Here is a 25,286-nt window from a genome sequence, read left to right as displayed (position 1 = left end):
TTAGAAAGGGGGACAATATGAAAAAAATAACAACGATTTTAGTAAGCGTTGGGGCGTTTGCGATTAGTGCGAATGCCTTTGAGTTTGGCTATATGGGCAATCGTAGCTTTGGAATGGGCGGAGCTGGTGTAGGCATAGCAAATTCTGCGTGGGGATTATATTACAATCCCGCATTGCAGGGCGTGGATAACAAATATAAAATCGGCTACTCGCTAGGTGCGCGAATCAAAGAGCACGGATTATCAAAACTAAAAGATTTCAATCTATCTAATATTCAAAACGGCTCTACGGCGCAAATAAACTCCATTTTAAAAGATAACGAAGTGGCAATCACTAGCGAAAATGGCGTAGTTGTGCAAATCCCGCTGCATTTAAGCGCGAGAATTAGCCAAAGTATCGGTGCTGGATTTTTCTACACAAAAAGGGGCGCGATAAATTTCACGGGATATTTGAACGGCAATAACACAACTAGCCTAGATAAGGCAAATAACGCCTTTATGGTTACAAACACGCTAGATACACTCGAAGTGCCTGTGAGCTATACGATACAAGTTTATACGGGCGGATTTGGCACATTTCACGCTGGAATCGCGCTAAAATATATCTACGCAGGGCATAGCGCAAGTAAAAGCAAACTTACAAATGATATAAATATCACAAATGCGACTAATGAGATTTTCAAATCGCCATCAGGTGCGCGGACGCACACAGCGGGGATTGACATAGGATTCGCCTACGCTGCGCCAAATGAATGGATGGTCATCGGCGTTGTGGCAAAAAATATCAATTCGCCCGTTTTGAAAGCGCAACGATTGGTGGATACAAACGGCACACCCGCGAATAATGACAAACTAAAAATGGACGCACAATATCGACTAGGCATTTCTACAAGGGCGATTCCTATGACGACTTTGGCGGTGGATTTTGATTTGAAGCCAAATTATGAATTTAGCGGATTTAACACAAAAGTCGATAGCACGGCAAATTCTATCGGTGTGATTCGCAAAGAGGTGCAGTATATCAGCTTTGGCACAATGCTAAATGCAGGGCTTTTGGACTTGCGACTTGGCGCAGCAAAGGACATAAAAGAGAAAAACGCAAAGGACGGGTGGCTAGTTAGCGCAGGAATCGGCTTTGGCTACTTTGACTTTTCGTTTTTTAGTAGCACAAAAATGTCAAAAGTTGTCAAAAATCTCCCCACAGAGTTTGGATTCAAACTTGGCGGAAGTTTTAGCTTTTAGGGTGTAGATTTTATGGTAAGATTCATATTATGAAAGACGCAGTAAAAGCAAACATAAATATGCTAACAGCCCTAATGGTGGTATTTCTCACGGCATTATTTGCTGTGATTGGATATACATTTGATAAACGCAAAGTAATCGACTTTACTGATTGGTGCATTATATTTATAACTATGCTTGCACTAGCAACGGCATTTTATGTGTGTATGATATTGCTTAAAAAAGATATTAAACGATTGGAGAAAAGAAAATGATGGGTTTGTCTCTTGTAATTTTTGGAATGCTGTGTTTTATATTTTGCATATTTTTTGCTCTCAAAACATTGAGTTCAATATGATTTGGAGAAAATGAAATGATTGGATTATTTGTTTTGATATTTGCATTTTTAAGTCTTGTTTTTTGTGTGTTTTTTATGGGTAAGGTTTTGACTACGCACGATTAGCGATTGGAGAAAAGAAAATGATGGGATTGTTTGTTGTGATATTTGGAATGTGTGGCGTTGCGTTTTGTATATTTTTTATGAGTAAGGTTTTGACTACGCACGATTAGCGATTAGAGAAAAGAAAATGATTGGAATTTGCGTGGCATTATTTGCAATAATTGGACTTTTTGGCTCTTTGCTATATATCGCTAGGATTATAAGCGAGTGAATCATAAAAAAGGGGGAAACTATGAAAAAACTAGTATTTATCGCGCTAATAGTTAGCAATATTTTCGCATTAGAGTTTGGGCAGCTTGGCAATACTCCCGCTTCTGTGGGCGGTGCAGGTGTCGCGTATAAGAAAAATGCGTGGGCGGTTTATTACAATCCCGCGATTTTAGGCGCGAATCGCAATGCAAATATCGCATATAGCTTTGGCGTGGGCTATGCCGATAGCAATGTGCTAGAACTCGCCTCCATTGATGTAAATTCGCTTATGAAACTCCCAGATGAAATTGAGAAACTAACCAAAAATACCAAAACACAACAAACACAAACGCAAGGCAAACGCGCGAAGCGAAGCGCAGAATCTCGCAATACACAACAAGCAGATACCACAACGACCACCACAACAAGCACTTGGAATTTTTCGCAATTAGGACTTTTAGGCGATGTGCTGAAAAACTTAACAAGCAACGGCACAACAGGCGGAGGCGGAGGCAATGGAAACACAGAAACAACCAGCGATAAATTAAAAGACTATCTTTGTGGCAAAGTAGGCACGACCACACAAGGCAGAGCAGCTCAAAATGGGACAAATGATTGCAGTTTAGAAAATGTCAAGGATAAGTTAAGTGGCAATCAATCCGCCACAGAGGCGATTAAAAAAGAACTTGGCGAGGCGATTAAAAAGACCGCAGAATCTAATCCCGATAACGAAATGCCCCTTGCCGTTTTGGAAAGTATCGTAACGAATTTAGACCCTAGCAAAATCCCTGAGTTGGTTGATAGCGTGAAAGGTGGCAAAGTCGAGCTAAAAGATATTTTGACAAAAGTAGGCGGTGTGAGTATCGCAAGGGGCGCAAGTCCTGCGCTAGATAGTCTCTTTACGATTTCTAATGTGATAGATAAAAACTCGCTTTATTTCACCTCAAATAATGGATTTGTGTGGCATATTCGCGGGGGTAAAAGTCGCGGGGCGATTGGTATGGGACTTTTGGCAAATGTGTATGCTTTCGCTGGGGTAGAGATGGATTCTGCGCGAAAGAAAATTATTGTCAAAGCAAATAGCGATTACTTTGAAGTTGGCATTAGCGGGGATAAAATCACGCTAAAAACTTCTAGTTCAGATTCTTATACAAGTAGCTCGATAATGTCCCCAAATGCCAATCACAAACTCCACGCAAACGGCATTGTAATCACTGAAATCCCCATAGCCTACGGGCATACAATCTCGCTCCCTGTGGGCGATTTACACTTGGGGGCAACGCTAAAATATATCTTTGCGATTAGCTCTGATAATACGCAAAAATTTAATTTTGAAAAGATGAGCTTTGATACAAATATCAGTAAAAATCTCCGCTATACGCACAACTTCGGCGTAGATTTAGGCGCACTTTACACGATGAAGTGGCTTGGCGCGGGGCTTGTGGTGAAAAATCTAAACGCCCCTACGATAAATACCGCAAATGGCAAATATCGCATTCTCCCGCAGGTGCGCGCGGGATTTAGCGCGGAGGCGTGGAAACTGACATTTTTGCTAGATATGGATTTGACGCCAAATAAGACACTTGAACCAAACAAACTCAATCAAATGGTGGGCGGTGGCGTGATTTTGGATTTGAAATGGGTGGATTTTCGCTTCGGTATGATGGGCGATATGCACAAAAATCCCTATGGACCGATATTTACGGCGGGTATGAATATCGTGCATTTTTTGGATTTTAGCATTCAATCTAGCGCAAAACTCGTAGATTTAGGCGAATATACAAATGGATTAAAAATGCCAAATTATTTCAAAGTCAATTTCGGCGGCAGATTTCAGTGGTAGGGGCAAAAATAAGTCGTGCAAAATTTTGTCAAATTATTTTCGCAAGCGCGACTAGATGACTATGCCAATTTGGCGCAGCACGAAGCAAATCTAGCCCTTATTGGCAGAATCTCGCATAAAATAGGCATTTTAGAAATAATTTTGCGAAATAAAATTGATAATATTATGCGCTCACAAAATCCGCAGTGGCTTGAATCGCTGCCAAATGATTTGGAGTTAAAAAATCCAAAAGAGCTAGATTCTGCGCGTGATAAGGTTGTATCATCGCAAAGTTTGGGCTTTTGGGTGCGTGTGGTGGAGCATTATAAGATTCACAATCGAGTGTTTGATGCTTTATTTTTAGATAATTTGAATTTTAAAAAATACTATATAAAAAACAAAAATCGCTTTAAACCCAATGTATGCTTAAAAAAGTATCATAAAGTAAGTGCGATTCTGCAACTCTTTCGTCTTATTCGCAATAGGGCATTTCACTTTGAAAATCTTTATAAGATGAATAAAAAAGGTCCTAGATTAAGCGTTAAGATTTACAATAAATATAATGAATCGTTAATAGTATCCATTCAACCAAATAAGATTATGGATTTTCTTAATGATTTAATCGCGAGTTTTGATAAGGATTTGATTTACTATGCGGAAAAATAAAGGTGGCGGACAAAGAAGCCGCCTTGAAAACGGGCGAATTATATCGCATAAAACTTAAATAAAAATTAAGGCAAGCAAAATGAGATTCAAAACCAAAAAAATTTTTGTAGGCAATGTCGCTATCGGCGGGGATTCGCCTATCAGCGTCCAAAGTATGGCATTTAGCAAAACAAAGGACATTAAGGCGACAAAGGCGCAGATTGATAGACTACAACTCGCTGGGTGCGACATTGTGCGCGTGGCTGTGAGCGATGAAGAGGACGCAAACGCGCTAAAAACGCTAAAAAGCCAAATTAGCCTCCCGCTTGTGGCTGACATACATTTCCGCTACAAACTTGCGCTGATTGCGCTTGAATCTGTTGATTGCATCCGCATAAATCCGGGCAACATAGGCGACAAAGAGCGCGTGAAAATGATAGCAAATGGTTGCAATGAGCGCGAAATCCCTATACGAATCGGCGTAAATGCGGGGAGTTTGGAGAAGCAGTTTGAGCAAAAATACGGCGCAACTCCGCAAGGTATGGTTGAATCCGCGCTGTATAATATCAAATTGCTAGAAGACTGCGGATTTACAAATATCAAAATCTCACTCAAAGCAAGCGATGTAGAGCGCACGATTGCGGCTTATAGATTGCTTCGCCCAAAAGTCCCATATCCATTTCATATCGGCGTAACGGAGGCTGGGACGCTTTATCATTCTATCATCAAAAGCTCTATGGCACTTGGCAACCTACTAATGGATGGCATAGGCGATACGATGCGTGTCTCAATCACGGGCGAATTAGAGAGAGAAATCGAAGTGGCAAAGTCGATTTTGAAATATTCTGGGCGACAAAAAGAGGGCATTACGCTTATATCCTGCCCTACTTGTGGGCGAATCGAAGTGGATTTAGTCCGCGCAATCAAAGTCATAGAGGACAAATTAAAGCATATTAAAAAGCCCCTACAAGTCTCCGTAATGGGTTGCGCGGTAAATGCACTAGGCGAAGCAAAACACGCTGATATTGCAATCGCCTTTGGCAACAAAAGCGGACTAATCATCAAAAAAGGCGAGATTTTGCGCAAAGTAGGCGAAAATGAAATAGTCGCAGAATTTATCAAAGAAGTAGAAAAAATGGCAGATGAAGCGTGAAACGCAGAATCTAGGGGCGATTTTGGGTGTAGATTCTGCGAAATTGTGCCAAAAACGCAGAATCTAGCGAAAATTAAGCAAAAACGCAGAATCTACAAATTTCACGCCAAAATCGCAGAATCTGGCGAAAATTAGGGAAAAACGCAGAATCTGCCACCATTTTGTCGTTGCAAGATTCTGCGATTCGCGCAAATAGTAGCAATCTAATTTAGTTTAGATTTATAGATTGCCGCGTTCGCTTCGCTCACTCGCAATGACGGATTTATGGGGAGATTCTGCGAAATTGCGTCAAAATCGCAGAATCTGCTTTGATTAAAGATAATTTTAAGTTTAAAAGCGTTAAAATCCACACTTTGAAGCGAAAGTTTCAAAAAATCAAAAACGGGAGAGTGTAATGAAAAAGCTTCTTTTTATCGCGCTTTTTAGCGCAGTTGGTTTGTTTGCGGCGGACGGAGCGACATTGTATAAAACTTGTATCGCTTGCCACGGAGCAGGTGGGGACAAAGTGCCACCGGGTTCAAAGGCGACTTTTACAATCAATTCTTTGGCAAAAAACAAACTTGTCGAGGACATCAAAGGCTACAAAGCTGGGACGCTGAATCAATACGGACTTGGTGCGCAAATGAAGCCTTTTATGGCGAAATTGACAGACGCTGATATTGACGCTTTGGCGACTTATATCACTACGCTTAAAAAATAAGCCGTTAGATTCTGCGCTTTTTTGGCTTTAAAAAGGCTTTGAGTGCGCGGAATCTGCGATTTTTATTTTTAAAAATATTATTTTCATAAAATAGCATTTTTAAGGATAAAATATTTTGAAAAAAATCATAATTTTATGCTTTCTTTTGTGTTTTTCGGCTTTGATAAATGCCCTAAATGCCGAGCTAATCGAGGAATTTATCCTAAAAAAAGATGAAAGCAAAATCATAAATCTTTTTGTAGAAAACACGCACAAAACGCTAACATTTCGCTGGACGCTTTATAAGGACAGAGGGCTTGTGATGCACCTAAACTACGATAGAAACCCGCATCAATTTCAGCTCTACAAAGAGAGCCTTGCGCTAAATTCATTTAAGATTGTGCTAAATCACACAAACTCCACACGGGCGCAAAATCCGCACATTATCATTTATTTTGTGGATTTTGACGATGACAAAAAAGAAGCAAAATTTCGCTATTATTTGAATCGATATAACGCGCAAATTGAAATAATGTAGGGGTTTTTATGCAAGAAAAATTAGCGCAGGTGCGGAATCTAATAGAGCGACATTTTGAAAGCATAGATAGTGAGGCGTTTGCGCGATTTCGTGGGGATTTTAGCTTTGGGAAAATGCTTCGCTCCAAACTTTTGCTAACAATCGCGCCCGATTCGCCTTGTGGCGTGCAAATGTGCGCGATTATTGAGCTAATACATTTTGCGTCTTTGCTCCACGATGATGTGATAGATTCGGCGTCTTTACGGCGTGGCAAACAAAGCATAAACGCCAAATACGGCGATAAAAATGCCATAATGCTTGGCGATATTTTGTATTCAAAGGCGTTTTATGAAGTGGCGACTATGGGCGCAAATTTGGCGCAAGTCATCTCAAATGCCGTGTATGAGTTAAGTTTGGGCGAGTTGGACGATGTAAGTTTGAGTGAATCGATGAATTTGGATTCGCGCAAATATATTGCAATGGTTGGGCGAAAAACGGGAGCGTTGATTGAAGCAAGTGCGGTGTGTGGCGGGATTTTAAAAAGCAATTTGTCTTGTGGCAATTCGTCTTTGGGTAATCATTGCGTAGATTTGCAAAATTTTGGGGCTTCGCAGACCGCTAGTCTAGTCTCAGCCCCAAAATTTTGCAAAAACTCCACAAGCACTACCGCAAATACTAGAATTGATTTAAATGCAAAAAACGCAGAATCTGTTTTAAATTGTCATTTTGAGCGAAGCGAAAAATCTCAAAAAAACAAAAAAGATTCTTCGCTTTGTGCTTCGCACTCCGCTCAGAATGACAAAATAATAGATTGCCACGATTCTGCTACGCAGAATCTCGCAATGACGGAGAATAATACAGATTCTGCAAATCAAACAAAAATCGCAGAATCTAATTTACAAAATACCCACCCCCTAGCCCCCTCCGCAAGGGAGGGGGAACACATTACAGAATCTCACACAGCGCACGATTCACAAGCAAACAATCGAAGTAATGGCGGTGTTGCTTTGCGTTGTTTTGATGCGGAACGAGCGAAAATAGGACAAATCGACCATTCGCGCGAAGTTTCGTATCAAAACAACGCAAATGAATACCCCAGAACAAATTGCCCACAAAATGACGCAAATATTGAAAAATATCGCACTTACGGGCAAAATCTCGGCATCGCCTTTCAAATCATCGATGACTTGCTAGACATTACGCAGGACAATTCTACGCTTGGCAAAGAGGCATTTAGCGACTTCAAAGAGGGCAAAACCACGCTACCTTATATCTATCTTTACAATGCTTTGGGCGAATCTGACAAAGCGATTTTAAAATCCTACTTCAAAAAGCCCCTAGATTCGGCGCAAAAAGGCTGGATTCACACCAAAATGGCGGAGCATAACATTATCGCAACCATTCAGCAAATCGCAAAAGATTACGGCGCAAAGGCACTATCTGTGCTAGATTCAAGCGATAAAAGTTTGCAAAAAATCATAAACGATATGATTGATAGGGAGTTTTGATGAAGTATTTGGTGATTAGCTTTTCGCACAAAAACGCGCCCATTGAGATTCGCGAGAAGGTGTCATTTGAAGATGCCACGCCTTTGCTTGATTATTTGCATAGTTGCGAGTGCATAAAAGAGAGCATTGCGCTATCTACTTGCAATCGCACGGAGATTTTTATGCTATGCAGTGATAATTATTGCGCACTGCAAGAGTGTTTTAAGAAATTATCAGCGATGTCTAGCGTAAATATCGAAGTTTTAAAGGGTTGCGCAAGTTCTTATGAGGGATACAGCGCGATTCATCATATCTTTTTGGTGGCAAGTAGCTTGGATAGCCTTGTGGTGGGGGAGACGCAGATTAGCGGACAGCTAAAAAAGGCATATCGCTACGCGCTTAAAAATGGCTACTGCACGACAAAAGGGCTTGGGCTTGTGATTGACTTTGCCTTTAAATGCGCAGGGAGCGTGAGAAACGAAACGGGTATTTCTAAAAATCCCGTCTCTGTCGCTTCTATCGCGGTTTTGAGTGCGAATGATTTGCCACTAAATCAAAAACGCGCCGTTGTAGTGAGCGCAGGGACAATGGGGAAAATTGCCATAAAGCACCTGCTAGGCGCAAAATATCGCGTGTTGCTTTTGAATCGTAGCTACCAAAAGGCAGTGGATTTTAAAAACGAGCTAAATGATGAAAACCTGCAAATCGCGGAGTTTAGCGAGCTAAATCGCGTTATAAATGACTGCGAGTTGCTTTTCTCTGCATCAAGCGCGCAAAATCCCATAATCACAAAGGCGATGATTAAGCAAACGCCACACAAGCGGTATTTTTATGATTTGGCGATTCCGCGTGATATTGAAGAGGATTTGGGCGAAAATGTGGAGATTTTTAGCATTGATTCGCTTCAAAAAGTCGCAGAGGCAAACAAAGAAAAGCGCAAGGATAGCATAAATATCGCCTATCAAATCGTAGGCGAACAAGTCAATGAATTTTTCAAATATCTAAATATTTTGGGCGTTGAGCCTATCATAAAGCACCTGCGAAATCTAGCCAAAAGCGCGTCAATGCAAGAGATTGACAAGGCGATTGCAAAGGGATTTTTGCCACAATCTCATAGGGCGAATCTGCAAAAGACAATTCATAATGTTTTCAATATCTTTTTGCATACGCCCACAAAAAACCTTAAAAATGTCGCTTCTAGTGCGCAGTTAAAGGAAATAAAGCGAAGTTTAAAAATACTTTTTGAATTAGATGATGAGAATTTAGCAGAAGCGCAAATCGCCCACGACAAAGGGCTTGAAACCAAACCACAAAAATTTTAAAAAAGGACAATGCAATGAAATTTTCTACACTTTTTGCCCCCACCACAAAAGAAGAGCCAAAGGATTGCGTTTTAAAAAGTCATAGCATTTTGATTCGCGGAGGCTTTATAAAGCAAATCGGCAGCGGGATTTATAGCTTTTTGCCACTTGGCAAAATCGTGCTTGACAAAGTGCAAAAAATTGTAAAAGATGAGATGGACAAAGCGGGTGCAAATGAAGTGCGCTTGGGATTTGTAACCCCTGCGGAGCTGTGGGAAAAATCAAAGCGATTTGACAAATACGGCAAGGAATTGCTTGTGTTTAGGGATAGAAAGGACAATAGATTCGTGCTAGGTCCCACGCACGAGGAAGCTGTGGTGGATTGCGCCAAAGGTTTGGTAAAAAGTTACAAGCAATTACCGCTAAATCTCTATCAGATTCACACAAAATTTCGCGATGAGATTCGTCCGCGCTTTGGGCTAATGCGGGCGCGTGAATTTGTGATGAAAGATGGGTATAGTTTTCACGCGGATAGCGCGGATTTGGATAGGGAATTTGCGCTAATGGAGCAAACCTATCGGCGAATCTTTGATAGACTTGGCGTAAAATATCGCGTGGTAGAGGCGGATAGCGGGGCGATTGGCGGGAGTGGAAGCAAGGAATTTATGCTTTTGGCAGATTCGGGTGAAGATGACATTGTGATATGCAAAAAATGCGACTATGCGAGTAATATCGAAGCAGCCACGCGAAAACCGCGCCCTGCACCTAAATCTAGTGCGCCACAAGCGGACTTTGCGAAGTTTCACACGCCAAATGTAACGACTATAAAGGCATTGAGTGAGTTTTTTAAGATTGATGAGTATTGGACGATGAAATGTGTAGCGAAAAAGGCGGTATTTGGGCGCAATTCGGACAATTTGTCTTTGGGTATGCGATTTCGCACTTGTGAAAATTTTGGGGATTTCGCAGACACAAAGTCTAGTCTCAATCCCCAAAATTTTCACAAATACAAAAGCCACACCGCAAATACTTCGATTGTAGATTCTGCAAATGAATCCAAAAACGCAGAATCTAGCACACAAAATAGCGTTCGCGCGGAAGTATCTTTGGATAATTTCGTGGGTTTTCAAGCACGAAACTGCGAGATAGAACTAGAGGTTCATCGAGCAGTTGAGTGCGCAGAATCTAGCGATTATGCCAAAGAGATAAACGCGCAAGAAGCCCCTTGTTTCTTTTTTATTCGCGGTTGCGATGAGCTAAATCTCACAAAAGCCCTAAACGCTATCCCAAACGCCATTGATTTGGTGGATTTACCCAAAGATGAGTTAGAATCACTTGGGCTAAAAAGCGGATTTATCGGGGCTTACGGCTTGCAACATATCACAAAATCGCCCTACATTTATTTTGACAATGAGTTGACGGACGGCGCGAATCTCATCTGTGGCGCGAATGAGGCGGACTATCACTTCGTGGGCGTGGATTTGGCGACATTTAGCGATTTGCAATACGCGGATTTGGTGGAGGTAAAAAAGGGCGATTTTTGCCCTAAATGTGGCGCAAAAGGCATTGATTCAACGCTAGATATTACAAAGGGCATTGAGTTAGGGCATATTTTTAAGCTTGGGACGCGGTATAGCGAACCAATGGATGCGACATTTTTGGATAGCAATGGACGCGCAAAGCCCTTTGTTATGGGCTGTTATGGCATTGGTGTGTCGCGAATCCTCCCTGCGATTTTGGAGCAAAAAGCCGATAGCAAGGGCGCGATTTGGGGTGCGCTTGCGCCATTTAGCCTTACTATCATCATTTCAAACACCAAAAACGCTGGCGAAGTGGATTTTGCGACAAAAATCTATGACGCGCTTTGCGATAGATTTGGCACTGCGGAGATTTTGCTTGATGATAGAGATGAGCGATTTGGCGTGAAAATGGCGGATTTTGAGCTACTTGGTGTGCGATTTGCGCTAATTGTCGGCAAAGAGTTGCAAAATGGCAAGGTTGAGCTAGTAAATCGCGCGGATTTATCGCGCAAAGCGTTAGATTCACGCGATTTTAGCGCACTTGTGGAGCAAATCAACGCGGCTTTAAGTGCAGATTAAATGCAATTTAAAAAGGATAGCAAATGGATTTTTGGGGATTTATTTTAGGTGCGATTTTTGCCACTATCTTGCCTTTGTTGTTCGTCTTTAGCGACAAATTACTAAAAGGCAATTCAGCTCAACGCCTAAAAGGCTGGACAATCATCGTATTTGTGGGTATTGCTATTGCATTGCCCATCGTGTGGGTGATTATTTCTAGTTCAGGCGATGGCAATGTCGCTTCTTTTGGACTAATTTTTAGTTTAATAGCTATGCCGATAATCTCGTGGGTTGGGGTAATCATCGCAAATATTTTATATTTCATCGCAAGGCGGATTTAAGCGCGGATTCAAATGTGAATCTTGCGAATCTTTAGGGCGTGAATCTAGCAAATTTTAAACAAAAAAGGGGGCGCGAAATGCGATTTTTAATCTTTTTGGCATACATCGCAATCGAAATTTATTTAGTGGCAGAAGTCATCGATGAATGGGGCTTTTTGGCGTTTATTTTGGAGATTATTTTAAGTGCGGTGCTTGGCGTTGGCATTTTGGGAGCGCAGTTTGGGAGAGTTGGGGAGAATTTACGAAAGATTGCGGAGTTTAGATTGAGCGTTGGCGGATTTTTAGGGAGAAGCATTTTTTGCGCGCTTGGGGCGATTTTGCTGATTATTCCTGCGATTTTGAGTGATATTTTTGGCGTTTTATTTTTGATAATTTCGATATTTTTTAAAAACGCAGAATCTAGCAACAACTTTAACGCAGAATCTAATAATTTCAGCGATTTTCGCAACTTTAACGCAGAATCTAGGCATTTTAGCGCAGAATCTGCAAATTTTAGGGCAGAGCAGAGCGATGAGATAATCGAAGCAGAGATTATCGAACATAAAGAGAAATTAAAATAGTGAGAAATTAAAATAGCAAAAAAATAAAGTAGCGAGAAAACAAAGCAGATTCTGCGAATCGCCCCGTTTTTGGCGAGAAGTTGCAAGAAAATAAAGCAGATTCTGCGAATCGCCCCGTTTTTTGGCGAGAAGTCGCGAGAAGTCGCGAAAAGTGGCGAGAATTGCGCGTTTAAGTGCGACTTCGTGGCAATCCATACCTTCCGTCATTGCGAGACTTTCCAAAGGCAAGTCGTGGCAATCTCTTAAATTTTGTTTATTTTTGGAATATTTGCGGTGTCAAATCGCAGAATCATAGACTTAGATTCTGCGAATGTTTGCTATAATTTCACACATTTTTTTACAAAGGACACACAATGAAAATCACATACACACTAACTGACGAATCCCCTGCCCTAGCGACTTATTCGTTTCTACCCATCGCAAAAGCATTTTGCAACCACGCGGATATTGAGGTGGCTACGAGCGATATTTCACTCTCTGCGCGCGTTTTGGCGCAATTCCCAGAATTGCTTAAAGATTCCCAAAAAGTGCCAGACACCCTAGATGAGCTAGGCAAACTTGTGCAACAAAGCGATTGCAATCTTATAAAAACCCCAAATATTTCAGCGAGCATTCCACAGCTAAAAGCCACGATTAAAGAGCTTCAAAGCAAAGGCTATGCGCTCCCAGATTTCCCCGATGAGCCCAAAGATGACGCCCAAAAAGCAATCAAAGAAAAATATCAAAAAGTGCTAGGAAGCGCGGTAAATCCCGTGCTTCGTGCGGGTAACTCCGATAGGCGAAGCACAAAGGCAGTCAAAGACTACGCGCGCAAAAACCCTTATCGCGTGATTCCCTTTGATAAAAGCTCCAAAACCATCGTGAGCTATATGAAAGATGGCGATTTTTTCGACAACGAAAAAGCAGCTCTTATCGACAAACCCACAAACGCAAAAATCGTATTTAAAGATTCAAATGGCACAATCACGACTTTAAAAGAAAATCTCAAATTAGAAAAAGATGAGATTTTGGACGCCACATTTATGGATAGCGCGAAGCTCTATGATTTTTACAAAGCACAAATTGAAGTCTGCAAAAAGCAAGATATTTTATTCTCCCTCCACCTCAAAGCCACGATGATGAAAGTAAGCGACCCTGTGCTCTTTGGCTACGCGGTGAAAGCGTATTTTGCCGAGATTTTTGAGCGATTTGGCGATGAGCTAAACGCGCTTGGTGTGAATGCAAATAACGGCGTGGCAGAGATTTTAAGCAAGATAGAATCTAGCCCTAAAAAAGCCCAAATCCTTGCGCTTTATAACGAAATCCTTGCCAAATCCGCCAAAATCTCAATGGTAAATTCTGACAAAGGCATTACGAACTTGCACATTCCAAGCGATGTGATAGTCGATGCCTCAATGCCTGCAATGCTAAAAAATGGCGCGAAGCTATGGGACAAAGATGGCAAAGAATGCGATACCAACGCGGTAATCCCTGATAAAACTTACGCTACGATTTATGAAGCCGTGATAGAGGATTTGCGGCGTAACGGCACACTAGAGCCCGCAACGCTAGGCAGTGTCAGCAATGTCGGGCTAATGGCAAAAAAGGCACAAGAATACGGCAGCCACGACAAAACTTTTATCGCGCAAAGCGATGGCGAGTTTAGCATAGTCGATGAAGTAGGCAGTGCGCTTTTAAGCCACAAAGTGCGCAAGGGCGACATTTATCGCGCAAATCAAGCCAAAATTGACGCGGTGCTAAATTGGATAGATTTGGGAATCGAGCGAGCCGAGCTCACGGGCGATAGGGCGATTTTTTGGCTTGATGAGAAGCGAGCTAGCAACAAAATAATGGCTGATATTGTGCGCAATCGCTTAAAAGAAAAGGGCAAATCTATGGAGATTCTCGCACCAAAAGAGGCGTGCTTAGAATCGCTAAAGCTAATCCGCGCAGGCAAAAACGCCATAAGCATTACGGGCAATGTGTTGCGCGATTATCTTACTGATTTATTCCCGATTCTCGAATTAGGCACGAGTGCCAAAATGCTCTCTGTCGTGCCTATGCTAAATGGCGGGGCGATGTTTGAGACAGGTGCGGGAGGCAGTGCGCCAAAGCAAGTCGAACAGCTAGTGGAGGAAAATCACTTGCGCTGGGATAGTTTGGGCGAGTTTTTGGCATTGCAAGCAAGCCTAGAATTTTACGCACAGCGCAATAATAACGCCAAAGCAAAAGTCCTCTCACGCGCCCTAGATAGCGCGATAGGGCAATGGCTAGATAACAACAAAGCCCCCTCACGCAAAGTAGGCGAGGACGACAACCGCACAAGCCATTTTTATTTAGCGATGTATTTTGCGCGCGCGTTGGCAAATCAAAGCGAAGATTCTGCGATTTCTAGCTTTTTTAGCGCGGTGGCAAACGAACTAGAATCAAACGCAGTGTCTATCCGCGTAGAATTTAACTCCGCGCAAGGAGCGAAAGTGGATTTAGGCGGATATTACAAATTTGATGATGACAAATGCAACGCCATAATGCGACCTAGCAAGGCATTTAATGCGATTATAGAGAAAATTGCAAAAAGATAAATGCGACTTTTTTAATGTGATTTTTGCAAAACGCAGAATCTGCCTTTGGTTTTTGTGTAGATTCTGCGATTTTCGTGTTATTTGTAGGCACAATCGAAATATTTGCGGTGTGGCTTTGCACGAAGTTTGCCCTGTTGCTAGGAAATAGAACTGATGGTTCATTGACGACGCAATGAGGCAAACTTTGTGTGAATTGCATACCCCAAAGATAAATTGCAAAAGATAAATTGCACAGGTAGATTTTAAAAAATATTAGCATATAAAAGGGTTGATGATTGAACATAGCATTTTTTGATTTCGACGGGACGATTAGTCGGGGCGATAGTTTTGCGCTGTTTTTGCGCTTTATTTTGGGGCGAAAGTTTTATGTGAAGTTAGCGCAGAATCTGCCTATTTTGTGCGCGTATAAAATGGGTTTGATTGGCAATGGCGTGGCAAAAGAGCGCATTTTAAAGTCGTGCTTGGGCGGGATGAAGGTTAGCGATTTGCATAAAAAATGCGCGGATTTTCTGCCGATTTTGGAGGGGATTTGCAAAGATTCTGCGATTGCAAAAGTCAAATGGCACAAGGCAAATGGCGATAAAGTGGTGCTTGTGAGCGCGAGTTTCGAGGAATATTTGGCGCATTTGGCGCAGAATCTTGGCATTGAGGTGATTGCTACAAAAATGCAAGTGGTGGGCGATAAAATCACAGGTGCTTTTGCCACGCCAAACTGCTATGGCGCGCAAAAAGTGGCGCGGATTAAAGAGCGATTTGATTTAGGCGAGTTTGAAAAAATCTATGCGTATGGCGACACGCGTGGCGATAATGAAATGCTAGATTTGGCGCACCACGCGTTTTATAGAGTTTTTAAGTGAAATTTAAGGAAGCGAAAATGTGGCAAAATATTTGGAGCAAAAAGGGATTAGATTCTGCGGATTTCGACATTGCGAGTTTAATGAAAGCAGATGGATTTGACACGAGCGGAGCGGCACTAAACGCAGAATCTTGGGTAGAATTTTTCAAATATGTCGCAAAAATGGCGCGATGTGGCAAGGGCAAAAAGCGAGTTTTGGAGGTAGGATGCGGAAGCGGAGCGGCACTAAAATCGCTAGTTTGCATAAATCCGCATTTGGAAATTTATGGCATAGATTACTCGCAAAATTTAGTTAATATCGCCAAATGCGCGATAAAAGAAGGCAGATTTATCTGCGATGAGGCGAAAAATATCGATTTGGCGTTTGGGGCAGTGGCGGATTCTGCGAATTTGAGGGATTTGGCGTGTGAAGATTTTGCGAATGGTGCGGATTCTACGAATATGGCGGATTCTGCGAATAAAGATTCTGCGTTTGCGGATTCTGTGAATATGGCGGATTCTGCGATTTGTAACGGGGGGGGGGATTTGACTTTATCTTTTCAAACTCCGCATTTCAATACTTCCCAAGCAAAAATTACGCATTTAGCGTCATAAGCAAATCCTATAATTTACTCGCGCGGGGCGGAAATCTCGCCTTTTTAGACTTAAATGACGCAATGGCAAAACCCGCCTACACCGCAATCCGCAAGGGCGATTTGAGTGAGGTGGAATACTCCGCAAAATACGCTGGTTTGGAGCATTTATTTTTCGATAGGGGCGAAATCTTTGAGATTATAAACGCACTTGGATTTGAGAAAATTATCATCGAAAATCAGCACATTGCGGGGTATATCAATAATGAATGTCGCTTCAATGCCTTTGCGCTAGGGAAAAAATAGGATTTTTGCGGAAGATTCTGCGGAGTTTGGGGCGGAATTGCGAATTTAAAAAACGCAGAATCTGTAATGAAAAAATAATGTGGATTGCTTCGCCTTGCTATCGTAAGGACTCGCAATGACGAAATAATCTCGTTAGATTCTGCAAAATCGCAGAATCTCGCACGCAAATTTGTCATTTTGAGCGAGTAACGAAGCGAAAAATCTTTTTTGTTTTTTTGGGTTGCCACGATTTGCATTCGCAAATCTCGCAATGACAAAATAAAGGCAGATTTTGCAAAATCGCAGAATCTACCACGAACTTCGTCATTGCGAGAGAATGAGCGAATGCGAATTCTCGTGGCAATCCAATTCGCAAAATCTCGCATAGCAATTTTTCTTTAAGTTTATTTTTTATAAAATTTCGCATTTTTTTTAAAAAGGGCAGAGTTTGAGCGCATTTAGCAAGGCATTTAGCAAAATATTTGATAAACTTCACAAAGCACTTATCGCAAATCGCAAAGCATTTGGCGAAATATTTAGCGAATATCTAGCAAAAGATTCAATCAAAGATTCAGCATATTTTAGGCATTTTAGGCAAATCCCCCCCCCCGTTTTTAACTACACGCTTAATTAGATTCTACGAATCTTCGCGCAATTTTATCTTTTCGCTTCTACGATTTTCACCACCACGATTTTTATTATTGCGATTTTCTCCGCAAATTACGCAATTTCTTTGCATTTTTCTAAAAGGCGTGAAAATAAATATTTAGATTTTCACGCAAAGATTCTGCGCTTTTAAAGGCGCAAAATTTAGGATTTTAGCAAGCAACAAAATTTAACACAAAAGGAGAAAAAATGGATACATACACAATATTAGGCGGGATTCAGGATAGATTACCAAGAGGAGAAATGAGAGACTCTGCTCTTAATGAGATAAAAAGCAGGTTAGATTCGTTAAGCGATAGTCAGCGAAGTGATGTAAATTTTAAGATTCAAGCACTTAATCTTAAAAATCCTGCGCTTGTGTTTTGGGTAGGTAGTTTCTTATTTGGCAATTTTGGCGTAGGGCGGTTTATGATAGGCGACATTGGGCTAGGAATTGCAAGGTTAATTTTGCCAATAATAGGGCTGTTGATGATGGCATCAGGCTTTGATGCTGTAATGGTAATTGGCACTATTTGCTACTCTGGCTCTATTGTTTGGTGGTTTGTGGATTTATTTATTGTAGGTAAAAAGTTGCGTATGCAAAATTTACGCAAAGTCATACTTGCGATAGAGAGTGTGAAAGGGAGGTAAAATGGAACAATCATCAATATTTTTAATGAATCTAATGAGTCAGTGGCGCGATAAAATCCCCGAGCATCAAGCATTCATTATACAACAGCAGTTAGAGGGCATAGATGAGCAGTCATTATATGCGCTCACAACTTTATCGCTCAAAGACCCTATCATTGGCTTGGTGCTAGGTATATTTTTTGGGCTTTTTGGTGTGGATAGATTCTACAAAGGCGATGTAGGGTTAGGTGTGGTAAAGTTGCTATTATGTTGGCTAACGCTTGGAATATGGTGGGCTATTGACTTATACCTAGTGTGGCACGGAATCAAAAATGACAATGTCCAAAAAATCGCACAATCATTGGCATTTGCTAATAGAATAAGTTCAAAATAAAAGGAGAAAAAGATGAATAAAATAAATAAAATCGCAGTGATGTTTATGGTTTTTGTGGCGGTAGGAATAGGATTTGGCGGATGTGGTAAAAAAGGCGAAAGCATTGAATTGCAAATTGCGACAGCTAGAAGCGATTCGGCAGCTACGCTAAAAGCGATTGTATCAAAGGTTTTCGCGGATAATATCGACACTACGAAAGCCACAGCACCAAATGGCGAATCGTGGGGCGAGTGGATTATGACAATAGCGCAGTTGGATAAAGCTAGATGGGCAATATCTAGCAACGGCGTCTATCCCATTGACAGAAAATCAAAAACCCCTTGCCACAATTCAAGCAAAACGCCACTAATATGGATAAATTCACAAACAGGGTCTATGCACTTTAATCCTAGCAAATTGACAGATAGCGAAAATGGCTTTTGTGTAGAATTGAAAAATAGTTATGTTACAGATACAGGCAATGGCGATAGGGTTATACCGCTTAACTAATTAGCAAAAGAAATTAAATATAAGGTGGAGCGAAAAAACTTTTTTGTTTTTTTATATTGCCACGATTTTGCGAATCGCAGAATCTTTTAAAAACAAATGAAAGTCCCCCTCCATTGCGGATGATTCGCGCAAATTGCCCACTCCCTTGCGGAGGGGGGGGGTAGGGGTGGGGTGGGTTGAGATTTTTGCAAAATCGCAGAATCTACGCAAAATTCGTATTTTTAATAAAATACACAATCCCATATTGCGCGAAAAAATTGGCTGAATCTTTTGTGCTGCCATCTAAAAACACAATAATTTCAATGCCTTTTTGCCTTAATCGCTCCAAATTTTGGCAAATCGTAGAATCTGCGCTAGTAGAAATTTTGTTTTTTGTGGATTGCCACGACTTGCTTTGCAAGTCTCGCAATGGCGAGATAGGGGTAGATTCTGCGAATTTTGTGCGAGATTCTGCGTTGTCATTGCGAGATTTTTTAAATTTTGGTGCGATTAAAATTATGCGATTTATGCGAGTTTTGGCATTTAGCGCAAATGCTATCGCTTCCATCGCTCCGCCTCCAAGCGCGCAGATTTCATATTGCGTCATTTTAAAATTAAATGCCCGCAAAATCGGCGCAACTTTTTTTAACACATCTTTTTTAAATGCACCTTTTTTTATCGCACTTTCGCCCAAATCCCCGCCAAAAAATTTCATCACAAAATTTCGCCCAAATCCCCGCCAAAAATTTTCATCACAAAATTTCGCCCATCGCTTACACCACGCCAAGCACCCGCTACTCAAGCGAATCTAGCGATTTTTTAAAAATCGCGCTGATTTCATCTTTTGTGATTTTTTCATTTTCTAATAGTAGTTTTTGCGCTTCAACTAGCGCATTTTTGGAGCTTGTGAAAAATATTTTTAGCTCATCTTGGACGGCGTTTAAAATCTCCAAAATGTCCTCCCCGCTAATTAGCATTCGCTCTCCCATCCCGTAATCCTCGCACATTTCAGTGGCGATGATTTTGGCGATTTGTATGTCATCTTTGCAATTTGTATAAACTTCGCCGACATTCATATTTAGCACGACATTGCCACTTAGAGCGACTTTTATTTGGTTTAGTAAGTCCGTTTTGGAGCGTAGATTTTTATCGGCATTTTTGATACCATCGCCCAAAAGCGACACTTTGTCAAACTCCATTTCGCACCAATACGCACACAACGCCTTTGCAGCTTGATAAAGTGAGAGAATATTTTTTTCCTCCGCGCTTAAAGTGAGCTGTTTTTTAATGCCACCTTCGATTTTGCTCTGCGATGCGAAAAAATCATCATTTGTGATTGTCTCAGCACCGCGCCGAAGCGCATTTAAACTCGCTTCATTTACCAAAGATGCCAACGCCGCACCGCTAAATCCCACGCTCATTTTCGCCACTTCGCTGATATTGACACTATGATTTTTCCCACGCAAATATAGCTCGATGATTTTTACGCGCTCTTCAAAGTCTGGCAAATCAATGTAGATTCGCCTATCAAACCGCCCTGAACGAAGCAACGCGCTATCCAAAATCTCCACGCGATTCGTAGCACCCACGACAATCACGCCACTGCTATCCACAAAGCCGTCCATTTCGGTAAGTAGCTGATTTAGCGTGGTTTCGCGCTCATCATTTCTATGCTCCCCGCGCGCTTTGCCCACAGCGTCAATCTCATCGATAAAAATAATGCTAGGACTTTGTCGTTTTGCTTGGTAAAATAGCTCACGGACGCGCTTTGCGCCCACGCCTACATAGATTTGCGCAAACGAACTGCCACTTTGATAAAAAAACGGCACTTTTGCTTCATTTGCAATAGCCTTTGCAATCATCGTTTTTCCCACGCCGGGCGGTCCTATTAGCAAAATTCCTTTGGGTAAAGCTATGCCTTTGTCTTGGTATTTTTTGGGCGATTTCAAATAATCGATGATTTCTAACAAATCATCTTTGACTTCCTTAATCCCTGCAATATCATCAAATGTGATATTTGGCGAATTATCCGCGATAATTGCGGGGTTTGCAATGGGATTTGCAAATGGATTCGCGCTTACTTCGCGATTCAAATCCTGCGTCAAATTTTGGCGAATCTGCCTTGAATCCGCATTATTTCGCTTTATCGTGCGTGAGAGAGCATTGACTAGCACGGCGATTCCTAGCAGGACAATCACCAAAATGCCTATATCGCTTAAAATGTTGTTAAATCCGCTATTGTTTTTCACGCGGACGATTAGATTGGGATACGCGCTCAAATCTACCAGCGCACGGGCGATTTTATGCTTTTTTGCGCCGTCATTTAGATAAATGTAGCTCTCATCAATCATCACGCTAAAATCCTGCGAATCGCTTACAATGCGCGAAAATTCCTCCATATCAATAATACTTGTATTGTCGCGTAAAACAAGCACCGCGCTTAAAATCGCCACCAAAATAACGCCACAAAAAATAATTATAAGACTTTTAGATTTCTGCATAATTTAGCTCTTCCTTTGTTTGATAATCGCTTATTTTTATCCACGAGTGCGATAGATTCGCGCTTGAATCTGCGGAGGTTTTAATCGCCATTTTGTTGAAAAATTCATCAAAACCATAAAAATAATCGCCTTTTTTGGATTCAACCAAAATATTTAGCGATTCGCGCGTTTTTGCCTTTGCGAATCTAAATGCAAAATTTTTAGCTTGAATCAAATCCACCACGCGCTTTAATCGCTCTTTTGCGACAATTTTTGGCGTATTATTTGGCATTAACGCTGATTTTGTCCCACTTCTAGGCGAAAAGATAAAGCAATGAATATGCGTGAGTGGCATAATTTCTAACTTTTTTAGTGCGCCTTCAAAGACACTATCGCTCTCATTTGGGTGCGCTACGATAAAATCTGTCCCCAAAGCAAAGCCCTTTTTTGCGATAGATTCAAAGAGTTGCAAATCCTTTTCAAAGCGGTTGGCGCGATTCATAAGGCGTAGCATTTCGTTATCTGTGTGTTGGATTGCAATATGCAAATGTCGCTCCAAAATTGGCATTTCCAAAATCTCCAAAAACGCGCTATTTATTTGCGAAGGTTCTAAACTGCCTAGCCGAATGCGCTTAACGCCCTTAATCTCTGCAATATCGCTTATAAGTTTAGGTAGCGAATCACGCGAATCCTTTGGCAAATCCTTGCCATAACTCCCCAAATTTGTCCCGCTTAACACAAACTCACTAACGCCTTGATTTGTAAGAGCGCGAATCTGCTCCAAAATCAAATTGCGATTCAAACTCCGCGCTTTGCCCCGCACCTGCGGGATAATGCAATATGAGCATTTAAAATCGCAACCTTCTTGCACTTTGATAAATGCGCGAGTGCGCCCTGTGAGCGTTTTTAGCGCGACATTATCAACCGCGCTTAAATCATTTGGTGCAAAAAATGGATTTTGCGATTTTAGCAATGCTTCAATTTCTGCTTTTTTACTATGCCCAAACGCCCCAAAAATCGCGCCTTTGTCAAAAAGTGTGCGCCCCACGCTATCCAAAGCGCAACCTGTAAAAAAAATCTTTTTGTTTTGTTTGCGAATTTGTGAAACATACTCTCTTAGGGATTTATCGGCGTTGTTTGTAACGGTGCAAGAGTTTATCACAATAATATCTGCTTCGCTCTCACTCTCGCTAACTTCAAAGGATTTGCTAGATTCTGCGCTTTGATTCGCGCTTAAAAGTTGCGAAATCATCACTTGCGTATCATAAATATTTGTCCTGCAACCAAAGGTTTTAAAAAAGATTTTTTGCATTTTTATAACTCAATTCGCAGAATCTAACGGCACTTTGCCGTCCGCCAAAATATTTTTGATAGATTCTGCGTTTTTCGCAGAATCTGCCCCCAAATCTCTCTCTTTTGGCACAATCGTAGTTGTGGGATAAGAAATCTCAATGTCATTTTCGCGTGTAAATGCTTCGATGAGTTCGCCAGAGATGAGCGAATTTAGCATTAAAGTCGCGTAAGAGTTTGTTTGAAACCACACAGAAATCTTTATGCCATTTGGCACGATAAAGCTAAATACACGCGGTTCTACATTCATATCGCGCAAAGAATATTTGACTTTTAGCAGATTTAAATTTCGGCGCGTGGATTCGGTGTATCCGCTTGAATATTTTTTGGCGATTTGAGACGCCAAACGCAGGGCTTTTTTGTAGTTGCTTTTAAAAGTGATGGTAATATCTACGCCATCCCACGCGGTTTTCATATTTTCGTGTGAATAGTTTGCAAACATTGTGGTAAAGATGAGATTGTTTGGGATAAAGATGATTCGCCCTGCACGGCGATTTTCGCTGTAAGTGGTGTAGGTTACATCTTCATATAGCGTGATTCGTAGCATTGAGATATCAATCACATCGCCTACATAAGTAACGCCGTCCTTTACCACGCGAATCCTATCGCCAGACTTTACCATTCCACCGCCCATAATCACCATATAGCCAAAAAAGCTCATAAACCAATCCTTCATCGCAATGGCAAATCCAGCCGACACAAAACCGATAATTGCGATGATATAGGCGACATTTTCAATGTATGCAAAAAGCGAGATTAAGATAATTAGTGAGATATTTATAACATTTATGATTTTATTTATCGCATAAGAGCTATGTGAATCTTCGTGCGAGCGGGCATAAAGTTTTAGGATAAATTTTATGGCAAATGAGATTGCCGAAATAAGCGCGATTGCAAGGGTGATATAAAGCAACTTTAACGCCTCCGCGCGGATTGCGTCATTTACTTTTGCGATATTTTCAGTGGCATTTTTCTTAAAAATATCCATATAAAGTTCTAGCACTTTTTTAGCAGAATCTAGCTCAGATTTCATAATTTGGGCGTTTTTTAGCTCAGATTCTGCGTTTTGTAGCGTTTGCAAAATGGCGATTTTTTCATCTAATAAATCTAATAAATTTTGCAGATTCGCGTAATTTGCTTCAATATTTTGCAGTTGTGCGTTTAGATTTTTGATATAAGAATATCCGCTTTGAATAAGAAATGGATTTGTGATTTTTGGCGTTTCGCTAATGTCTTTTAAAAGCTCTTTATATGGCTCATCTTTGTAGGTTCGAAGCAATTCTTCTTGCCGTTCTAGCGTGTGAAGTCGTTGCTCCAAATCATCGATTTTTGCGAAGTCTTTGGATTCGGCGGATTTGTTAAGTGAATCTAGCTGATTTTTAAGGCGCGAAATTTCACGCAAAATTTGATTGTATTCATTGTAATTTTTATACTTTGCAATCCACGCATTGCTTTGAATCTGCGCATTTAGATTCGCCAAATCCGCGCCAAAAAGTGTGAGATTCGCTAACGCAAAAGCCAAAAAGGCAACAATTTTTTTCATAATATCTCCAAAATGGTTTCTTTTGGGGGATTTTCAATGATTTGCATTTTCCCAATGCCCTTTGGCAGGACAAATCGCAAAATGCTATTTTGACTTTTTTTATCCAAATAAAATTTTGCAAAAAAGTCATTTTTATCGCTTACAGCGTAGTGAATTGGCAGTCCGTTTTTTGCGATTAGATTTTGGATTTTCTTCGCTTCATCGCTAGTAATTGCGCCAAGTTTCACTGCCAACGCATTTGCTTTGATTATGCCAAGCGCAACCGCTTCGCCGTGCAAAAACTCCGTGTAATTGCCAAGCAATTCGATGATATGCCCAAAAGTATGTCCATAATTTAGCCCAGCGCGAATCCCGCCTTCTCTCTCATCTTGCGCCACGATTCGCGCTTTTATGGCGACAGATTTATAAATCGCTTTTTCTAAATCATCGCGGTTTTCTAATAGATTCGCGCCCTCCATCCACTCAAAAAATTCTTTGTCAAAGCACACAGCGATTTTGATAATCTCTGTAATCCCAGCGCGAATCTCGCGCACTGATAGCGAATCCAAATATTTTGCGTTGATAAAAACTGCCTTTGGCTGATAAAAAAGCCCGATTAGATTTTTGCCAAAGTCGTTATTTACGCCTGTTTTTCCGCCCACACTTGCATCAACTTGCGCTAAAAGCGTGGTTGGGATATTTATAAAATCAATCCCGCGCATAAAAATCCCCGCCGCAAATCCCGCCATATCCGTTATCACGCCCCCGCCAAAGCCGATAATTAGCGATTTTCTATCCATTTTGTGAATAAATGCGTTTTCTAAAATATCATTCACGCTTTGCAGATTTTTATACTTTTCGCCGTCCTTTATTGTCGCCACAAAGACTTCATCTGCGTTTATTTGCCCCAAAAGATTCGCGCCGTGCAAAGCAAAAACCTTTGGATTTGAGACAATTAGCACTTTTTTGTAACCCGCAATCTTAAAATCATCGCTAAAATCTATTGCATAAGAATTTGCGCCTAAATTTATTTCTATTTTTTTCATTATGATTCGCCTTTTTTTGATTCGC

31 protein-coding genes are annotated in these 25,286 nt (G+C 41.2%); 20 read left to right on the top strand and 11 right to left on the bottom strand.

What is annotated here, in order from left to right:
• Positions 1-17: 17 nt before the first annotated feature.
• From traF (ACWIUD_RS04930) to ispG, 5 genes are all read left to right on the top strand, one after another.
• Entirely contained in the window at positions 18-1,241 is a 1,224-nt protein-coding gene (gene traF / locus ACWIUD_RS04930) for a conjugal transfer protein TraF (RefSeq protein WP_454147274.1), read from the top strand.
• Positions 1,242-1,270: 29 nt separating this feature from the next.
• The gene (locus ACWIUD_RS04925; protein WP_454147272.1) at positions 1,271-1,495 is read left to right on the top strand and encodes a hypothetical protein; all 225 of its coding nucleotides are present in this window, start codon (positions 1,271-1,273) and stop codon (positions 1,493-1,495) included.
• A gap of 417 nt (positions 1,496-1,912) precedes the next feature.
• Positions 1,913-3,712 (top strand): conjugal transfer protein TraF, encoded by a 1,800-nt coding sequence (gene traF / locus ACWIUD_RS04920; RefSeq protein WP_454147270.1) that lies wholly within the window; start codon positions 1,913-1,915, stop codon positions 3,710-3,712.
• Between the two features lie 15 nt (positions 3,713-3,727).
• Positions 3,728-4,357, top strand: a complete 630-nt coding sequence (locus tag ACWIUD_RS04915; protein ID WP_454147268.1) for a hypothetical protein — start codon at positions 3,728-3,730, stop codon at positions 4,355-4,357.
• A 79-nt stretch (positions 4,358-4,436) separates the two neighbouring features.
• On the top strand, positions 4,437-5,489 hold the full coding sequence (gene ispG, locus ACWIUD_RS04910) for a flavodoxin-dependent (E)-4-hydroxy-3-methylbut-2-enyl-diphosphate synthase (protein WP_454147266.1): 1,053 nt from the start codon (positions 4,437-4,439) through the stop codon (positions 5,487-5,489).
• A gap of 73 nt (positions 5,490-5,562) precedes the next feature.
• Here the strand turns inward: ispG and ACWIUD_RS04905 are convergent, their stop codons facing one another.
• On the bottom strand, positions 5,563-5,691 hold the full coding sequence (locus ACWIUD_RS04905) for a DUF321 domain-containing protein (protein WP_454147264.1): 129 nt from the start codon (positions 5,689-5,691) through the stop codon (positions 5,563-5,565).
• Between the two features lies 1 nt (position 5,692).
• Positions 5,693-5,860 (bottom strand): hypothetical protein, encoded by a 168-nt coding sequence (locus ACWIUD_RS04900; RefSeq protein WP_454147262.1) that lies wholly within the window; start codon positions 5,858-5,860, stop codon positions 5,693-5,695.
• Between the two features lie 23 nt (positions 5,861-5,883).
• On the opposite strand from ACWIUD_RS04900, the gene ACWIUD_RS04895 reads away from it, so the two are divergent.
• The 7 genes from ACWIUD_RS04895 to ACWIUD_RS04865 all read left to right on the top strand — a co-directional run bounded on the left by ACWIUD_RS04895 (position 5,884) and on the right by ACWIUD_RS04865 (position 12,452).
• Positions 5,884-6,189 (top strand): c-type cytochrome, encoded by a 306-nt coding sequence (locus ACWIUD_RS04895; protein WP_454147260.1) that lies wholly within the window; start codon positions 5,884-5,886, stop codon positions 6,187-6,189.
• Between the two features lie 115 nt (positions 6,190-6,304).
• Positions 6,305-6,706, top strand: coding sequence for a hypothetical protein (locus ACWIUD_RS04890; protein ID WP_454147258.1), 402 nt, complete (start codon positions 6,305-6,307; stop codon positions 6,704-6,706).
• Positions 6,707-6,714: 8 nt separating this feature from the next.
• Positions 6,715-8,193: a polyprenyl synthetase family protein gene (locus ACWIUD_RS04885; RefSeq protein ID WP_454147256.1), complete on the top strand. Its 1,479-nt coding sequence runs from the start codon at positions 6,715-6,717 to the stop codon at positions 8,191-8,193.
• Positions 8,193-9,494, top strand: coding sequence for a glutamyl-tRNA reductase (hemA, locus tag ACWIUD_RS04880; protein WP_454147254.1), 1,302 nt, complete (start codon positions 8,193-8,195; stop codon positions 9,492-9,494). The genes ACWIUD_RS04885 and hemA overlap by 1 nt, the downstream gene beginning before the upstream one ends.
• Before the next feature lie 14 nt (positions 9,495-9,508).
• The gene (gene proS / locus ACWIUD_RS04875; protein ID WP_454147252.1) at positions 9,509-11,572 is read left to right on the top strand and encodes a proline--tRNA ligase; all 2,064 of its coding nucleotides are present in this window, start codon (positions 9,509-9,511) and stop codon (positions 11,570-11,572) included.
• Positions 11,573-11,595: 23 nt separating this feature from the next.
• Complete coding sequence (locus ACWIUD_RS04870) at positions 11,596-11,892, top strand: hypothetical protein (protein ID WP_454147250.1); 297 nt, start codon at positions 11,596-11,598, stop codon at positions 11,890-11,892.
• Between the two features lie 77 nt (positions 11,893-11,969).
• On the top strand, positions 11,970-12,452 hold the full coding sequence (locus ACWIUD_RS04865) for an FxsA family protein (RefSeq protein ID WP_454147248.1): 483 nt from the start codon (positions 11,970-11,972) through the stop codon (positions 12,450-12,452).
• Here the strand turns inward: ACWIUD_RS04865 and ACWIUD_RS04860 are convergent.
• Entirely contained in the window at positions 12,444-12,674 is a 231-nt protein-coding gene (locus ACWIUD_RS04860) for a hypothetical protein (RefSeq protein WP_454147246.1), read from the bottom strand. The two genes, ACWIUD_RS04865 and ACWIUD_RS04860, sit on opposite strands and share 9 nt — an antisense overlap.
• A 131-nt stretch (positions 12,675-12,805) precedes the next feature.
• Here ACWIUD_RS04860 and ACWIUD_RS04855 point away from each other — a divergent pair, with 131 nt between their 5' ends.
• A complete protein-coding gene (locus ACWIUD_RS04855) occupies positions 12,806-15,013 on the top strand; it encodes an NADP-dependent isocitrate dehydrogenase (RefSeq protein WP_454147244.1) in 2,208 nt (735 codons plus the stop codon).
• Here the strand turns inward: ACWIUD_RS04855 and ACWIUD_RS04850 are convergent.
• Positions 14,988-15,212, bottom strand: coding sequence for a hypothetical protein (locus tag ACWIUD_RS04850; RefSeq protein WP_454147242.1), 225 nt, complete (start codon positions 15,210-15,212; stop codon positions 14,988-14,990). The genes ACWIUD_RS04855 and ACWIUD_RS04850 overlap by 26 nt on opposite strands.
• Positions 15,213-15,288: 76 nt before the next feature.
• Between ACWIUD_RS04850 and ACWIUD_RS04845 the strand changes: the two genes are divergently transcribed.
• From ACWIUD_RS04845 to ACWIUD_RS04835, 3 genes are all read left to right on the top strand, one after another.
• Positions 15,289-15,870, top strand: coding sequence for an HAD family hydrolase (locus tag ACWIUD_RS04845; protein WP_454147240.1), 582 nt, complete (start codon positions 15,289-15,291; stop codon positions 15,868-15,870).
• A 17-nt stretch (positions 15,871-15,887) separates the two neighbouring features.
• On the top strand, positions 15,888-16,463 hold the full coding sequence (locus tag ACWIUD_RS04840) for a methyltransferase domain-containing protein (protein WP_454147238.1): 576 nt from the start codon (positions 15,888-15,890) through the stop codon (positions 16,461-16,463).
• Positions 16,464-16,525: 62 nt separating this feature from the next.
• Entirely contained in the window at positions 16,526-16,747 is a 222-nt protein-coding gene (locus tag ACWIUD_RS04835) for a hypothetical protein (RefSeq protein WP_454133924.1), read from the top strand.
• Here the strand turns inward: ACWIUD_RS04835 and ACWIUD_RS04830 are convergent.
• Entirely contained in the window at positions 16,681-17,112 is a 432-nt protein-coding gene (locus tag ACWIUD_RS04830) for a hypothetical protein (RefSeq protein WP_454147236.1), read from the bottom strand. The genes ACWIUD_RS04835 and ACWIUD_RS04830 overlap by 67 nt on opposite strands.
• Positions 17,113-17,174: 62 nt before the next feature.
• On the opposite strand from ACWIUD_RS04830, the gene ACWIUD_RS04825 reads away from it, so the two are divergent.
• From ACWIUD_RS04825 to ACWIUD_RS04810, 4 genes are all read left to right on the top strand, one after another.
• A complete protein-coding gene (locus tag ACWIUD_RS04825) occupies positions 17,175-17,360 on the top strand; it encodes a hypothetical protein (RefSeq protein WP_454147234.1) in 186 nt (61 codons plus the stop codon).
• Positions 17,361-17,581: 221 nt separating this feature from the next.
• On the top strand, positions 17,582-18,022 hold the full coding sequence (locus ACWIUD_RS04820) for a hypothetical protein (protein ID WP_454147232.1): 441 nt from the start codon (positions 17,582-17,584) through the stop codon (positions 18,020-18,022).
• A gap of 1 nt (position 18,023) precedes the next feature.
• A complete protein-coding gene (locus ACWIUD_RS04815; RefSeq protein ID WP_454147230.1) occupies positions 18,024-18,395 on the top strand; it encodes a TM2 domain-containing protein in 372 nt (123 codons plus the stop codon).
• Positions 18,396-18,407: 12 nt separating this feature from the next.
• A complete protein-coding gene (locus ACWIUD_RS04810; RefSeq protein ID WP_454147228.1) occupies positions 18,408-18,884 on the top strand; it encodes a hypothetical protein in 477 nt (158 codons plus the stop codon).
• A gap of 51 nt (positions 18,885-18,935) precedes the next feature.
• Here ACWIUD_RS04810 and ACWIUD_RS04805 read toward each other — a convergent pair whose 3' ends face one another.
• The 6 genes from ACWIUD_RS04805 to aroB are packed head-to-tail and all read right to left on the bottom strand — an operon-like array spanning position 18,936 to position 25,261.
• Positions 18,936-19,094: a hypothetical protein gene (locus tag ACWIUD_RS04805; protein ID WP_454147226.1), complete on the bottom strand. Its 159-nt coding sequence runs from the start codon at positions 19,092-19,094 to the stop codon at positions 18,936-18,938.
• Positions 19,087-19,665, bottom strand: a complete 579-nt coding sequence (locus ACWIUD_RS04800) for a hypothetical protein (RefSeq protein ID WP_454147224.1) — start codon at positions 19,663-19,665, stop codon at positions 19,087-19,089. Before ACWIUD_RS04800 ends, ACWIUD_RS04805 begins: the two co-directional genes overlap by 8 nt.
• Positions 19,658-21,364 (bottom strand): AAA family ATPase, encoded by a 1,707-nt coding sequence (locus tag ACWIUD_RS04795; protein WP_454147222.1) that lies wholly within the window; start codon positions 21,362-21,364, stop codon positions 19,658-19,660. Before ACWIUD_RS04795 ends, ACWIUD_RS04800 begins: the two co-directional genes overlap by 8 nt.
• Entirely contained in the window at positions 21,351-22,655 is a 1,305-nt protein-coding gene (gene mtaB, locus ACWIUD_RS04790; protein ID WP_454147220.1) for a tRNA (N(6)-L-threonylcarbamoyladenosine(37)-C(2))-methylthiotransferase MtaB, read from the bottom strand. The genes ACWIUD_RS04795 and mtaB overlap by 14 nt, the downstream gene beginning before the upstream one ends.
• Positions 22,656-22,664: 9 nt before the next feature.
• Entirely contained in the window at positions 22,665-24,236 is a 1,572-nt protein-coding gene (locus ACWIUD_RS04785; protein ID WP_454147218.1) for a mechanosensitive ion channel domain-containing protein, read from the bottom strand.
• Positions 24,233-25,261: a 3-dehydroquinate synthase gene (gene aroB, locus ACWIUD_RS04780; RefSeq protein WP_454147216.1), complete on the bottom strand. Its 1,029-nt coding sequence runs from the start codon at positions 25,259-25,261 to the stop codon at positions 24,233-24,235. Before aroB ends, ACWIUD_RS04785 begins: the two co-directional genes overlap by 4 nt.
• Positions 25,262-25,286 lie beyond the last annotated feature (25 nt).

Source organism: Helicobacter sp. 23-1044, assembly GCF_053654695.1.
The sequence above is the reverse complement of the archived record's forward strand: the minus strand, read 5'-3'. Positions and strand labels throughout refer to the sequence as shown.

What these genes read in the sequence shown, in the direction of transcription:
- traF (WP_454147274.1), top strand. Translation starts at nt 18, where the DNA reads ATGAAAAAAATAACAACGATTTTAGTAAGCGTTGGGGCGTTTGCGATT.
- ACWIUD_RS04925 (WP_454147272.1), top strand. Translation starts at nt 1,271, where the DNA reads ATGAAAGACGCAGTAAAAGCAAACATAAATATGCTAACAGCCCTAATG.
- traF (WP_454147270.1), top strand. Translation starts at nt 1,913, where the DNA reads ATGAAAAAACTAGTATTTATCGCGCTAATAGTTAGCAATATTTTCGCA.
- ispG (WP_454147266.1), top strand. Translation starts at nt 4,437, where the DNA reads ATGAGATTCAAAACCAAAAAAATTTTTGTAGGCAATGTCGCTATCGGC.
- ACWIUD_RS04895 (WP_454147260.1), top strand. Translation starts at nt 5,884, where the DNA reads ATGAAAAAGCTTCTTTTTATCGCGCTTTTTAGCGCAGTTGGTTTGTTT.
- ACWIUD_RS04885 (WP_454147256.1), top strand. Translation starts at nt 6,715, where the DNA reads ATGCAAGAAAAATTAGCGCAGGTGCGGAATCTAATAGAGCGACATTTT.
- hemA (WP_454147254.1), top strand. Translation starts at nt 8,193, where the DNA reads ATGAAGTATTTGGTGATTAGCTTTTCGCACAAAAACGCGCCCATTGAG.
- proS (WP_454147252.1), top strand. Translation starts at nt 9,509, where the DNA reads ATGAAATTTTCTACACTTTTTGCCCCCACCACAAAAGAAGAGCCAAAG.
- ACWIUD_RS04870 (WP_454147250.1), top strand. Translation starts at nt 11,596, where the DNA reads ATGGATTTTTGGGGATTTATTTTAGGTGCGATTTTTGCCACTATCTTG.
- ACWIUD_RS04865 (WP_454147248.1), top strand. Translation starts at nt 11,970, where the DNA reads ATGCGATTTTTAATCTTTTTGGCATACATCGCAATCGAAATTTATTTA.
- ACWIUD_RS04855 (WP_454147244.1), top strand. Translation starts at nt 12,806, where the DNA reads ATGAAAATCACATACACACTAACTGACGAATCCCCTGCCCTAGCGACT.
- ACWIUD_RS04850 (WP_454147242.1), bottom strand. Translation starts at nt 15,212, where the DNA reads ATGCAATTCACACAAAGTTTGCCTCATTGCGTCGTCAATGAACCATCA.
- ACWIUD_RS04840 (WP_454147238.1), top strand. Translation starts at nt 15,888, where the DNA reads ATGTGGCAAAATATTTGGAGCAAAAAGGGATTAGATTCTGCGGATTTC.
- ACWIUD_RS04835 (WP_454133924.1), top strand. Translation starts at nt 16,526, where the DNA reads ATGGCAAAACCCGCCTACACCGCAATCCGCAAGGGCGATTTGAGTGAG.
- ACWIUD_RS04830 (WP_454147236.1), bottom strand. Translation starts at nt 17,112, where the DNA reads ATGCGAGATTTTGCGAATTGGATTGCCACGAGAATTCGCATTCGCTCA.
- ACWIUD_RS04820 (WP_454147232.1), top strand. Translation starts at nt 17,582, where the DNA reads ATGGATACATACACAATATTAGGCGGGATTCAGGATAGATTACCAAGA.
- ACWIUD_RS04815 (WP_454147230.1), top strand. Translation starts at nt 18,024, where the DNA reads ATGGAACAATCATCAATATTTTTAATGAATCTAATGAGTCAGTGGCGC.
- ACWIUD_RS04810 (WP_454147228.1), top strand. Translation starts at nt 18,408, where the DNA reads ATGAATAAAATAAATAAAATCGCAGTGATGTTTATGGTTTTTGTGGCG.
- ACWIUD_RS04795 (WP_454147222.1), bottom strand. Translation starts at nt 21,364, where the DNA reads ATGCAGAAATCTAAAAGTCTTATAATTATTTTTTGTGGCGTTATTTTG.
- mtaB (WP_454147220.1), bottom strand. Translation starts at nt 22,655, where the DNA reads ATGCAAAAAATCTTTTTTAAAACCTTTGGTTGCAGGACAAATATTTAT.
- ACWIUD_RS04785 (WP_454147218.1), bottom strand. Translation starts at nt 24,236, where the DNA reads ATGAAAAAAATTGTTGCCTTTTTGGCTTTTGCGTTAGCGAATCTCACA.
- aroB (WP_454147216.1), bottom strand. Translation starts at nt 25,261, where the DNA reads ATGAAAAAAATAGAAATAAATTTAGGCGCAAATTCTTATGCAATAGAT.